This is a genomic window from Acinetobacter lwoffii, assembly GCF_015602705.1.
GTDB lineage: Bacteria > Pseudomonadota > Gammaproteobacteria > Pseudomonadales > Moraxellaceae > Acinetobacter > Acinetobacter lwoffii_E.
This window is the reverse complement of sequence record NZ_CP059081.1, coordinates 92412-105906: the sequence shown is the minus strand read 5'-3', so window position 1 is coordinate 105906 and position 13495 is coordinate 92412. Positions and strand designations below refer to the sequence as shown.

The 13495-nt window shown below is 33.9% G+C and carries 12 protein-coding genes; all 12 read right to left on the bottom strand.

What is annotated here, in order from left to right; all coding sequences use genetic code 11:
• The 12 genes from galE to H0S56_RS00415 all read right to left on the bottom strand — a co-directional run bounded on the left by galE (position 1) and on the right by H0S56_RS00415 (position 13494).
• Entirely contained in the window at positions 1–1017 is a 1017-nt protein-coding gene (gene galE / locus H0S56_RS00470; RefSeq protein WP_195725417.1) for a UDP-glucose 4-epimerase GalE, read from the bottom strand.
• Positions 1010–2638 carry a glucose-6-phosphate isomerase gene (gene pgi, locus H0S56_RS00465; protein WP_265088331.1) on the bottom strand — a complete coding sequence of 543 codons (1629 nt, stop codon included), beginning with the start codon at positions 2636–2638 and terminating at the stop codon, positions 1010–1012. Before pgi ends, galE begins: the two co-directional genes overlap by 8 nt.
• Before the next feature lie 38 nt (positions 2639–2676).
• Entirely contained in the window at positions 2677–3933 is a 1257-nt protein-coding gene (locus H0S56_RS00460) for a nucleotide sugar dehydrogenase (protein ID WP_195725415.1), read from the bottom strand.
• A 23-nt stretch (positions 3934–3956) separates the two neighbouring features.
• Positions 3957–4832, bottom strand: a complete 876-nt coding sequence (gene galU, locus H0S56_RS00455; protein ID WP_195725414.1) for a UTP--glucose-1-phosphate uridylyltransferase GalU — start codon at positions 4830–4832, stop codon at positions 3957–3959.
• A 51-nt stretch (positions 4833–4883) separates the two neighbouring features.
• Positions 4884–5513, bottom strand: coding sequence for a sugar transferase (locus H0S56_RS00450; protein ID WP_227554905.1), 630 nt, complete (start codon positions 5511–5513; stop codon positions 4884–4886).
• 142 nt (positions 5514–5655) lie between these two features.
• A complete protein-coding gene (locus H0S56_RS00445; protein WP_195725412.1) occupies positions 5656–6753 on the bottom strand; it encodes a glycosyltransferase family 4 protein in 1098 nt (365 codons plus the stop codon).
• 66 nt (positions 6754–6819) lie between these two features.
• Complete coding sequence (locus tag H0S56_RS00440) at positions 6820–7830, bottom strand: glycosyltransferase (protein WP_227554904.1); 1011 nt, start codon at positions 7828–7830, stop codon at positions 6820–6822.
• 65 nt (positions 7831–7895) lie between these two features.
• On the bottom strand, positions 7896–8777 hold the full coding sequence (locus H0S56_RS00435; protein ID WP_227554902.1) for an EpsG family protein: 882 nt from the start codon (positions 8775–8777) through the stop codon (positions 7896–7898).
• A 121-nt stretch (positions 8778–8898) separates the two neighbouring features.
• Positions 8899–9903 (bottom strand): glycosyltransferase family protein, encoded by a 1005-nt coding sequence (locus H0S56_RS00430; protein WP_195725409.1) that lies wholly within the window; start codon positions 9901–9903, stop codon positions 8899–8901.
• Positions 9896–11029, bottom strand: coding sequence for a non-hydrolyzing UDP-N-acetylglucosamine 2-epimerase (gene wecB, locus H0S56_RS00425; protein ID WP_195725408.1), 1134 nt, complete (start codon positions 11027–11029; stop codon positions 9896–9898). Before wecB ends, H0S56_RS00430 begins: the two co-directional genes overlap by 8 nt.
• A 3-nt stretch (positions 11030–11032) precedes the next feature.
• A complete protein-coding gene (locus tag H0S56_RS00420; protein WP_195725407.1) occupies positions 11033–12241 on the bottom strand; it encodes a hypothetical protein in 1209 nt (402 codons plus the stop codon).
• Between the two features lie 2 nt (positions 12242–12243).
• The gene (locus H0S56_RS00415; protein ID WP_195725406.1) at positions 12244–13494 is read right to left on the bottom strand and encodes an O-antigen translocase; all 1251 of its coding nucleotides are present in this window, start codon (positions 13492–13494) and stop codon (positions 12244–12246) included.
• Between the last annotated feature and the right edge of the window lies 1 nt (position 13495).

Here is a 13495-nt window from a genome sequence, read left to right as displayed (position 1 = left end):
TTATTTAAAGCCGTTTGGATTCTGCTTCTGCCATTTCCAGCTGTCGGCAAGCATATCCTCCAAGCTATATTCGGGTGTCCAGCCCAACTCTTTTACTGCACGAGCATTGTCTGCATAGAAACTTGCCAGATCACCGGCACGTCGTGCAGTAAACTCAAATGGAATCCGGATCTGATTAACTTTCTCAAAGGTATCTTTCAGGGTTAATACCGATATCGGTTGGCCCGTACCAATATTCCAGGCCCGGCAGCCTTGATGATTTAAACGGTTCTGAATCGCCAGGACATGAGCTTTGGCTAAATCTACCACATGAATAAAGTCACGTTCACAGGTCCCATCCTGAGTTGGATAATCATCACCGAAAATAGACAGCTTATCACGATGACCGACTGCCACCTGAGTCACAAAAGGCATCAGGTTATTGGGAATACCCAATGGATCTTCACCAATTTGGCCACTTTTATGCGCACCCACTGGATTAAAATAACGTAGGAAAGCAATCGACCAATTTTCATCTGCAAGTGCTACTTTTTCTAACATTTGCTCAACAACCAACTTGGTATATCCATAATTATTATTTGGCATACTCAATGGCATATCTTCTTGATATGGAGGAGGATTTTTTTCACCATAGACCGTGGCAGAAGAGCTGAATACCAGTTTGAATACCTGAGCACGCTGCATTGCCTGCACCAGACTGATCGAGCCGGCAATATTATTATCAAAATAAGCGAGTGGAATCTGCTGGCTTTCACCCACGGCTTTAAGACCGGCAAAATGAATCACTGCATCAATCGAATGTTGTTGAAAGACCTGAGCCAGTAACTGACCATCCCGGATATCTCCTTCAACAAGTGTCAGGCTTTTCTGGGTCAGCTTTTCTACCCGGCTTAAGGACTCGGAGGAGCTATTGCAGAGATTATCCAGTACCACGACCTCATGTCCGGCGTTCAACAATTCTACACAGGTATGTGAACCGATATAGCCTGCTCCACCGGTGACCAAAATTTTAGCCATGCTGCTTTCCTAATAAAATATTGATAAGGCCTTGGGTGGAACCATCTAATCCATTGAGATCTGTCTGTGCACCATTCAGAATCGGCAGCAACTGGTTGGCAATTTCCTTGCCCTTTTCTACGCCCCACTGATCGAATGGGTTGATGTTCCACAGCACGGATTGAACAAATACCTTATGTTCATAGAGTGCAATGAGCATGCCCAAGCTATAGGGATTCAACTCTTGCATCAATAGCGTGGTACTTGGCTGATTACCTTCATATTGCTTATAGGCTGACAAGCTCGCCAATTCGGTTTGATCCAGAGCTTCATTACCAAAGGCCAGTAAACGCGATTGTGCCAAACAGTTGGATAAGGCCAAATGATGTTGTTCTACCAATGCTTCGGCACTGTCTGCATAGGTATATTGCTGGCTGTTATAACGCTCTACCGGCGCAATAAAATCACAGCTGACCGACTGCGTACCCTGATGCAATAACTGATAGAAGGCATGCTGGGCATTCGGTCCTACTTCTCCCCAGATGATTGGGCAGGTATCGAACTGGACTTTTTCGCCATTGCGCTGAATTGACTTACCATTTGATTCCATTTCCAGCTGTTGCAGATAGGAGGCAAAATATTTCAGCCGGCCATCATAAGGCAGAATTGCATGGGTCTGGATATCCAGAAAATTGGTATTCCAGGCTCCCAACAATCCCATCAATACCGGAATATTGCGTTCAAAAGGCTGGTACTGGAAATGCTGGTCAACGGCATAGGCACCCGCCAGCAGCTGCTTAAAGCCTTCAATCCCGATACTCAAGGCAATTGGCAGCCCGATACAGGACCAGAGTGAATAACGCCCACCGACCCAATCCCAGAGCAGCAACTGGTTTTCCGGGGCAATGCCCCATGCCGTCATTTTTTCAGGTTTGGTCGATACCCCAATAAAATGATGCTTGAGGATATAAGGATGCTGACCTAAGGCTTTTTCCAGCCACAAACGTACAGTTTGGGCATTGGTCAAGGTATCAATAGTTCCGAAGGATTTGGACGAGATAATAAAAAGGGTTGTTTCCGGACGTAGCTGATGTAATAACTCAGACAACTGACTGCCATCCATGGTCGAAACAAAATGTACGTTGAGTGGCTGGGCAGACTGGTATTTAAAATCAGATAAAGCATGCGTGACCATCAAGGGACCCAGATCTGATCCACCAACACCAATATTGACCACATCTTGAATTACTTCTCCGGTGGCACCCCGACGCTGCCCGGCATGAATCTGCTCGACTAGAGCATACATACGCTCAAGCTGGGTATGTACATCAGCCGCCAGATCAGCATGCTGCTGATCATGCTCGGGCAAGCGTAAGGCCCAATGCATGGCCGCACGCTGCTCGGTATAGTTGATTTTCTGATTTGAAAATAACGAGCCAATCCAGGATCTAAGGTTCTGTGCATCTGCCCAGTCGATCAGGCCCTGCATCACGTTTTGATTGATTCTGTGCTTGCTATAGTCAAAGAGCAGTTGTTCAAACTGAATGGAATATTTGTTAAAGCGCTGCGGATCCGCAGCAAATAGCTCTCGCAGATGCTCAGCTTGTAGTTGTTCTTTGTTCGAGACTAATTTCTGATACATAGTTTCAGTGTCGAGATTTGGATTTAAATGATTCAACATTAACGTCCCACCCCAATATAATTAAAACCACGTGTCTTGATATAAGTCGGATCATACAGGTTACGCCCATCCAGAATCAGGGGATGCTGCATCAGCTTCATCAGGTAAGGATAATCCGGACTGCCATACTGTTTCCATGCCGTAATCAGACACAAGGCATGTGCCCCTTCAACCGCCTGATACTGATCTTGACACAGGATTAAATCTTCCCGTGCACCATAGACTTTTTCAATATTGGCCAGTGCTTGCGGATCATGCAGTTTAACTGTCACACCTTGTGCCCATAAGGCGGTTAGCATGGCATGCACTGGAGATTGCTGGATACTCGGGGTATTTTCTTTAAAGGCTGCACCCCAAATCGCAATGACTTTACCCTTTAAGTCTCCACGGAAATAGTTCCAGAGTTTACGAAACAGTAATTCTTTTTGCTGTTCGTTAATGTCCCAGACCTGTTCCAGCAACTGGTTTTTTACCCCTGAATCTGCCACGGCGTGAGTAAGCGTCCGGATATCATGGGAGAAATTCTCTCCACCAAAACCAACGCCGGGGAACAGATAGGCAGAACCAATCCGGTTATCCGCGGCCATGCCTTGCCGAACCTGCTCAATATCAATTCCAAGTTTTTCTGCCACACCTGCCAAATCATTCATATAACTGATTCGGGTCGCCAGCATGCCGGAAATACTCAATTTGGTAAATTCAGCATCCAATACCGGCATAAATAAATACTGCTGGGCGCGCGGGAACAATGGGCGTAATAGCTCCCGGATTTTAACCTGCGCATCTTCATGATCACAGCCAACGATCAACTGGCTCGCCCGAACAAAACTGCGAATCGCATTACCTTCCTGAATAATATCTGGGAGATAAATCCAGTCATCATTCGGCAACAGTTGCTGAAATCGTTGAGTCCCGTGCAAGCCAAAGGTTGAAGCATTTACCATCAGTTTGGGATGAGCAAAACAGGCATGACGGATCGTCTCCAACATTTGAAATGCTTGTTGCTCTTCGGTGGCATTAAAACTAAAGAAAAAAGCATCCTGATTAAAATCCAGATGCTGAAAATCACAACAATTTAAAAACCCGGATTTTTCCTGTTTTTGCAGCAAGTCCTGTAAAGACTCATCCTGAAAATACGTCCGAACCGGTTCATCTACATTGAAGCTATTGCACCAGACCACCTGATGACCACATTCAGATAACAGGCCAGCAATGACCCCCGAAAACAAGGTTTTGCCTAATACTGCGACTTTCATATTATTCCTTTTTATTATTTTTTTTACAAAGCCAGTTCCTGAATCAATGCTTTAAACTCGCTACCGAGTTTAGGATGATCTATACCATAATATAAAACAGCCTTTAGATAACCTAACTTGCTACCACAGTCAAAAGTCTGGCCTTTCATGCGATAGGCTTCAACGGCTTCGGTTTGCTGCAGCATGGCAATCGCATCAGTGAGCTGGATTTCATTGCCTGCCCCGCGTGGGGTCTGTTCCAAAAGCTGCATGATTTTTGCCGGCAGAATATAACGTCCGACCACAGACAAATTCGAAGGTGCAGACCCAACCGCAGGTTTCTCGACAATCCCTTGCATGACAATACTTTCGCCTTCGGCAGGTGATTCTGCCACATCAACAATCCCGTATTGATCGACTAAATTATCAGGTACCGCTTCAACCATAATTTGTGAGGCTTTAGATTCGTTAAAACGCTGAATCATCAAGCTCAAGTCATTTTCCGGATCCTGATCCTTGACTAGCACATCCGGTAATAGCACCGCAAAGTCATCATCACCAATCACAGCTTTGGCACATAGTACCGCATGGCCCAGACCTAGAGGCTGTGGCTGGCGTACACTAATCACACTCACACCCGCAGGCAAAATTTCAGTAATTTCTTTAAGCAGGTCGGTCTTATTTTTTTGCTCAAGCGTGGTTTCAAGCTCAAAGTTACGATCAAAATAATTTTCAATCGATGCTTTGGAGGAATGGGTCACCAGAATAATCTGCTCAATCCCGGCAGCAACTGCTTCACGTACTACATATTCAATCGCAGGGCGATCCACGACTGTCACCATTTCTTTAGGAATGGATTTACTGGCAGGTAAAAAACGCGTGCCGAGTCCTGCTACAGGAAGAATTGCTTTCTTGATCATAAGGAGTACTGCTTGAGTTCGAATTTAAATAAAACTTTAATTTAAAATTTATCAGTTATCTTGTTCTCTAACAAAATTTAGATCTGCCGCTCTTTGCTGAGAGAATCTTGGAGCCCCTACCGCCTGATTAGGAGCATTAATACCCTCCTTAGTTAGCATCACTTTTGCAGTTTTAAACATGATTTTGAAATCTAACCAATTGGATTGCGTATCCACATATTGAATATCCAGATCAAATTTTTCTTCCCAAGACAAGTTATTGCGTCCACTCACTTGGGCTAGGCCGGTCATCCCTGGTCTAACTTCATGTCGACGCATCTGTTCAGGCGTGTAGTAGTCTAAAAAATCTTTCATTTGTGGGCGGGGCCCCACAATACTCATATCACCTTTTAAAACATTGATAAGTTGGGGCATTTCATCCAAAGTGGTCGAGCGTAGCTTTTGTCCGAATGGGGTTATGCGCTCTTCATCCGGTAAAGGATTACCTTCTTTATCAAATGCAGCCTTCATTGATCTAAATTTAATCATTTTGAAAATTTTACCATCTTTTCCTGGTCGGTCCTGATAGAAAAAAATAGGTGCACCTAGATTTTTTCGAACTTTATAAGCAACCAATAAAAAAAGTGGAAACAAAATAATTAAAGCTACTATTGAAATAATTAAGTCACTTAAACGTTTCACTAATCTATACCCATTTAATCTAGAATTTGCTATAAAATTTTGTTTATAATCAATCTTTACTATCATTCAACAAAGTTAATTACAATATAATACCATATAAATATTTTGTGTGAATTGTTTAAAAATAATCCTTTTTAACCAATTACTTAAAATAAATTTTTTTATAAGCTAACACCATTTTATCTAAACTGAAGTTTTTGATAACAAACTCTCTTGCATTATACCCTAATAGCTTACACAACGCCCTATCTTCCTTTAATTTTAGCATTAGACCCATTAATTCATATGCACCACCATCATACAACAGACCTGTTTCATTATTTTTAACAACTTCAGGTATTCCCTCTACGCGCTTAGCTATTGCAGGTATAGAAAAATATGCTGCTTCCACAAATACCAAACCAAATGCTTCCCATTTTGAAGGTTGACAGAGAACATCTACATCATTTAAGAAAGAATTTTTATCTTTTACCCATCCTATTAGTTTTACTTTTTCTTCGAGACAATATTTACTTATCAGTGTCTTACATTCCTCCATCAATTCCCCATCTCCTGCTATAGAAAATCGGTCATTTGAAATATCTGAACATTTAGAAAGTAAATAAATAGCTTCAATAAATTCTAAAGGGTTTTTTTGCTCATCAAGGCGTGCAAAAAAAGCAAAATGTATAGATTTATGGACTTCTTTTTTTTTTATTACACAAGGAGAAAGAAGGGTAAAGTCAACACCATTATAAATAGTAGAGGTGCTCCCAAAAGGATAAAATTTTTTATAATAATTATTCACTACTATATTTTTATGACCAAAAAGAACACTAAAAATTTCCACAAAATAAAAAATTATTCTTTGAAAAAATTTCACATGTTGATGAAAAGCAATGCCATGAACTGTATGAATAATATTTTTACAGCCAACTAAACGTGCAGCAATTCTAGCTAATATACCAGGCTTTGTTGAGTTAGTATGAACTATATCAAATTTGTAGTGTTTAAAAATCTTTCTCAGTTGCTGAAAAGCATACCAATCATGTTTACCTATTTGACGCTTTAAAAAGGGAACTTCAATTATTGTCACACCAATGGAAGTAAATTTTTCAACAAATTCTGTACTTTGTTCAGACAAACTCCCACATATCAAGTAAAGTTCATGTTTACCATCATTTAAATTAGCCAGAATATCATAAGAAATTCTTTGAACACCTGACATTTGAGGTTTTATTTGGACATGTACAATTTTCATAAAATCACATCATATTGTAAATAAAAAAAATTAGAAATACTCAACTAAAGTCTAGATTAGTAAAAATCAAATTAAATCTAACCAATATTTATTAATATTTTCAGGATAGTAATTTTTAATAATTTGCAAATTCTGCAAAGAATAGTTCTTACGTAAATCTTTATCTAGACATAGTTCTTTAAGTTTTTTTGCATAAAAATTTTCATCATATTCAAATACAATTTGTGAGTTACTTTCACCCAAAATTTCTTTAGCGCCAGTTGGAAAATTTGAAACTAAAACTGGTAAAGAATAATTCATTCCTTCTAATAAAACCATTGGTAAAGCTTCAAATCTACTTGTCATACAAAGCAAACTAGCATTAGCATAATAAAAACCAATGTCCTTAGTAAATTTATGAATTTTAACAAACTCTTTAATATTTAGTAGATTTATGAGATTTATAATATCTTCATATTCAGAACCTTCACCCACAATATCTAGAACCCAACCTTTTTTATGTAAATCAGACAATTCAAATGCTTTTATTAGAAATTGAAAGTTTTTTTGATACTCTAACCGACCAACAGCCAAAATAGATTTAGATTCTGAGTTATAAATACTTTTTACAGGATTAATAAAATTTGGAATTACAAAAGTGTTAATATCATCTTGTATAAATTTCAATTTATCTGTTTCAGTAAGGCAAACAAGTTTTACATGCTTCATAGAATAAAAAATTTTTCTTATTCTATTTCGCAATCCTTTATGATACGAATAAGCTATATGCTCACAAATGATCGAATTAATCCCAAACATCATAGATAAAAAAATATTTAAAATATTTAAATCAAATGAGAAGGAGATTAATATATCATCTTTAGAAAAGATAAAATTATTTTTTAAAAGAAAAAAATATTTTATTCTATGAAAAATTTTACTTAATTTTCCAACTTCAGGAAAATCACCAACTTCTAATGATTTAATATTTAAGTGATTGAAACCATCAAACGCAATATCTTTTCGACCTGGCACCAAAATTACAACATTATCATATATCTGTGACAGCTGTACTATAGCACGTTCTGTACCAGCCATACGATGTAGGCCATTGGTAATAAAATATATAGTCAATTAATAATCTCCAAAACTATATTTACAACTTACATATATGAAATAAAAGCAGAAATACCAGAATAAATTTTATATGAAAAAAATATCAATAAAGGCAAGGTAGAAAAAAATAATAACTTTTTATACGAATAAGTTAAAACTAAATATGATAACAATAAATATTGAAAAGGAATACCTAAACGTACCAATATTTCCATTTCAGGTATAATAAAGTACGGTAAAAAGCTTAAAGAACCATATATTCTTAAATCATTTAATACCTTATTTTTTAAATTTGGAGCTAACAATAATGAAAAATAACAAAAAAATGATACAAGTCGAGCTAAATCTGATACTGGCTCCAAATCCATATTATTTATATATACACTAATTCTAGCCATAAGAAATATTGGCAATATATTAAACAACTCACCAAGCTTAAACATTATTAAAATCAATAAAAAACCAACATGAGATATTAAATAACTATTCTTTTTATTAATTTTAAATCTTAAGTACTGCAGAAAAATTGTAAAAATAGAAAAGATAACTGAGTAATGTGTAAAAATTGCAACAACGCCCAATATAAGTGGTTTTAAAAAAAAATTATTTGCACTATCTTTATGAAGATAAATTAAACTAAATATATAAACAACTATACTACTCGCCAAACCAAATCTTATTTGTATTAAACAATGCATAATACCGTATGTACATAACCAAAATATTAGCAATAATCCAGACTTTACTATTGAATTCTTAAAAAAATTTAAAAAGGAAAATATTAAAAATAATTGTATTAAAAAAATATACTGAAAATAAAAAAAAACTAATGGCTCAAATCCAGTAATTAAACTCATTGTTCTAGATATAGATGAAATAAAATATACAGTTGGTTCTATACCTAAAGAAAAAGAGGTACTAGTGTTCATAATTATTAAATAATTATACTTATCGGGGTTGTTAATTACAAATAATGAAATGTAGACCAACCATATAGTTGTAATAAATATAATTAAAATTGTAAAAAAATTTCTAATATTAACTCTCATCTTAAATCACTTTAAATTCTGAAAACTTTATCAAAATTAAATTCAAATAATAGTCATCATTATAATATCTTTCAAAATATTGACTAAAATCCTTTAAAACATTATCAGAATAAATTTTTCTATCCTCAAATTTGATAATATATTCATGAACATCTAGTTTAGGATCTACTTTAATTAAAAAATCACCTATCAAATTTAAATTAAAATCATCTATACAATTTGAGAAAATTGGAATTACCCCATTAGCAAGATAACCATTCATTTTAGTTGGGGTAGAAACATTATTAACTAAAACATCTTCGCGAATTAAAAATCCATATTTAATCTTTTCAAGTTTTCTATTTAATTGACTATATGGAATATAATCTATAATTACATTAGGCACCTTTAAATTATCAATTAATTTTAAAGCTTTATCTTTTTCAGCAGTGTATAAATACATCTTAGCATTAGCGATAACCTTTTGAACATTTTTAAAAATTATTAGAGTTTCATTTATACACTGCCAATCAGATAGTGATCCTGCATATACGAATGTTGGATATTTATATTTATCTTTATTAAAACCGCTGATATTAATCTTTTGATTATAACAAGGCATTATCATATAATTATTGCGATTATATCTATACTTGTTTATATAATGCCTAAGCATTGCTTCAGAAACAAAAAAGTTAAATTTTGAATAGTGAAGTACGAATTTTTCGAAAAAAGATAAATAAGTCCATCTTATTCTTTTTTGGAAACTATCTTTATATAACATTAACGCTTCTTCCGGAGTAACCCCCTGAAACCAATGTATAATAAACTGACGTGGATTTCTTAACCATGTGAAAAAAAAACCTTTTAATGAAATAGTTAAAACTTTATCATCTTTCTCAATTTCCCTGAATTCACTGATCACTTTAACTTCATATCCATGATTTTCTATAGCTTTTTGAATTAAACTAACATAATAATCTGTAGCATCATTTCTTTCATTTTTCAAAAAAATAATTTTAAACATTTCTTAAAATCTCAACAATTCTTTTACTTGCGGTTCCATTACCATATGGATTATGTGCCTTACTCATCTTTTCAAATTCATTTTGATTTTCAATAAGCTGAACTGCTGATTTTACAATCTTATCTTTATTTGTACCAACAAGCTTCACTGTACCAGCGTCAACTGCTTCAGGTCTTTCAGTTGTATCTCTTATTACTAAGACAGGTTTACCTAGTGATGGGGCCTCTTCTTGTATACCACCACTATCTGTAATGATAAAAAAAGATTCATTCATTAAAAAAATAAATTCTTGATATTGAAGCGGTTCGATTAGATAAATGTTTTTTATACCATTCAAAATTTCATTGACTATCTGACGCACATTAGGGTTTAAATGTACCGGATAAACGATATCTAAACTGGGATAACGTAGTGCAATTTCTTTCAATGCTTCACAAATATTTATAAATCCTTTACCAAAATTTTCCCGGCGATGTCCTGTCATCAAAATAAATTGTCGATTTAGTATACCTGGATAAGACTCTTGTAGTTTTATAATCAATTGTTCTTTTAATTCCTTTCTATTATTAATCTTTTCAATTGTATATAATAAAGCATCAATTACAGTATTGCCTGTAATAAAGATTTTATTTTTATCCTTTAATTCATTGATCAAATTTTCTTTACTCTTAAGTGTAGGAGCAAAATGATAATCTGTTAAAATTCCTGTTAATTGTCTATTTCCTTCTTCTGGCCATGGTGACTGAATATTATAAGTTCGAAGTCCAGCCTCTACATGTCCAACTTTAATTTTTGTATAAAAAGCTGCCAAACCTGTAACAAAACTAGTCGTTGTGTCACCATGAACAAGTACCAAATCTGGATTGAAATCATCAAATACTTTTTTCAAACCTAACAAAATATTTGAAGTTACATCAAATAGATCCTGTCCAGTTTTCATAATATTCAAATCATAATCTGGTTGAATGTCAAAAATTTCTAAAACCTGATCAAGCATTTGTCGATGTTGACCAGTTACACAAACTTTTGTATTAAACTCTGTGTTGAATTTCTGAAACTCTTTGACTAATGGCGCCATTTTAATTGCTTCTGGACGAGTTCCAAATACCAATAATATTTTTTTCATAAACTACGCTCTTCCTCTCTTTAAATAATGATTAAATTTACTCCATATAGGTTTTACTGAACTATATTTATATATATCATTCAAAGTTAATTCAGTATTAAAAGCGTATTTTATTAATTTTGAGCCAACATTAATACTACAATGATTTTCATATGTATATTTAAAACAAAGATCTGCCAATAATTTATTATTTTCTTGCAATTCAGAAAAAATAGAGTTTAATGTTTTCATTGAATCTATTTCAGAGTCCGATAAAAAATCAATATCCCTACCTAAAGTATAATTATTAGTTTCAAATATCCATCTATATTTATAATAAAAAATATCTTTATATGAGAAATCAACCAATATTGTAGGTACTCTTTTAGCAGAAATATCGAGTGCAGAAGTTCCCATTGCAAAACCAATATCACTTTTTTCAAGAACTACATCTAGCTCACTATCCTTTAATTCATATAAAAAATTTACTTTAAAACTAATATTCTCTTTAGTAAAGTTTTTAAGATTTTCCAACCCAGGACCGCAACCAATGATATTAAAGACAAATTTACTCTTAAATTTAGAATTTACTTTTTCCAAGTCCAGTAATAATTTTTTTAATATATATATCTTAAACTCTAAATCTATTCTACCTAGCCAAACGATATTGATAACATCTTTATCTTCACAAACATAGTTTCCTTTTCGAAACTTATTAAAATCTATAAAAATAGGTAAAAAATTTTTATAACTTATATTATATGTATTTTTTAGAATCTTATTACACTCATCATCCATAGAAACAATTCCATTTTTATTTAAGATTAACTCTAAATTATTTTTATGATATTTTATTTTTTTATTTAGGTACATTTCACCTAATACTTTAAAAAATTTATTAGTACTTAAAAAATACGGAAGTTTTAACACTACATTATATGGCTGAACAGTCCAAAATAAAACCTTTGCATTGCTTTCAAAAAATAAATTATCTAACTTATACATATTATTAGCTGTAGTTATAATAATATCATCCTCATCCAATCTAATTTTTTCCCCTTGAAAAATATATCTTTTTTGTATTAATGGATTAGATATATTGGAAACAACCCACCCATTTGGATAATCAATTATACCAACTTCTAAACCTTTACCTACTAAAATATTTGCACAATTAATTATTAAATATTCAGCCCCTCCCATAATATTACTTGAATAAAATAAATAAATCATGTTTAACTATCCTTAAGCCCTTTAAATACAAAAACACACATAATTAACCAATACAATGCATAATTTACTAAATATGCTATTGAAACACCCTCAAAACCAAAGACTTGAGTAAATATATAGGTCAATAGAATCAAGCTAAGCGAAAAAATAATTTCTGTAGTTACAAATAATTTCGTCATTGCCTTACTTAGCATCAAATAAGCCAATATCCAGCTGCCAATTTTAAGCGAATCACCTATCATTTGCCATAAAAATAAATCACGCATTGGTATAAATTCATGACTAAACAACAAGGTAATAATCCAATCCCGCAAAATATAGACCCCCAAGCCACCAACTAAAGCTAAAGGGAAGATAAATTTATAACCTAAATATACTTCTTTTTTTATTTCATCTAAATGTGCCAATTCGGCTAGTCTTGGTAAGTAATATACGCTTAGGGTTGTCGTAACCAACATTAAATAAGCTGCACTTAAGCGAATCATGGCTTCCCAATAGCCAGCATAATTTAAACCAAACTCTTGTGATAAATAAGAACGGATGACCATTTGCGACAAAGGCACACAAATAGCACTTACTAACGCCATAAGTGCAAAAGCTGCAAAGTTTTTAGCGATTTTCGGCTCAATTTTTCCAAATACATATGAGATTTTGAACCAATTGGCTTTATAACACAAAAAAAGTGTTGTAAAAAAAGCAATGGATTGATAAATTGAGAGTGCAATTAAAGCACCATATAAATGGTATTGAACAGCTAAAATACCCGTTACCAATAGAGAAAGTATACTACCTATTATATTTGCAGTGACTAACTTTAAAATCTCCTTTTTTCCATTCAAAATTGCTAAAAAAAGTGCATTTAGATTAAATAAAACCAAGAAAACTGCAAACCAAACAAAAACAGATTGATAGTGTACTGTCTGAAAAATATAAAGTGATAATTGTTTTTGAAAAATTAAAATTATAAACGTAAAAATAAAACTAAAAATAAGGACTAAACTACCCGCAGCTTTCCAAATTGCTTTTTGCTTAGCTTCATCTTCATGATATTCAGCAGTATATTTAATCACAGCTGTATTAATTGCACTTCCTGCAAAAGTTGTTACCATTTGTATAAAATTTTGAAACTGCCCTATAGCTGCATAACCGACAGGGCCAACGTACACGGCTAAAATCTTATTTAAAAAAAACATTGTGGCTGTTTTAATTAAAACAGCCACACCATTTAATACACTTGTCTTTAACAAATTCATA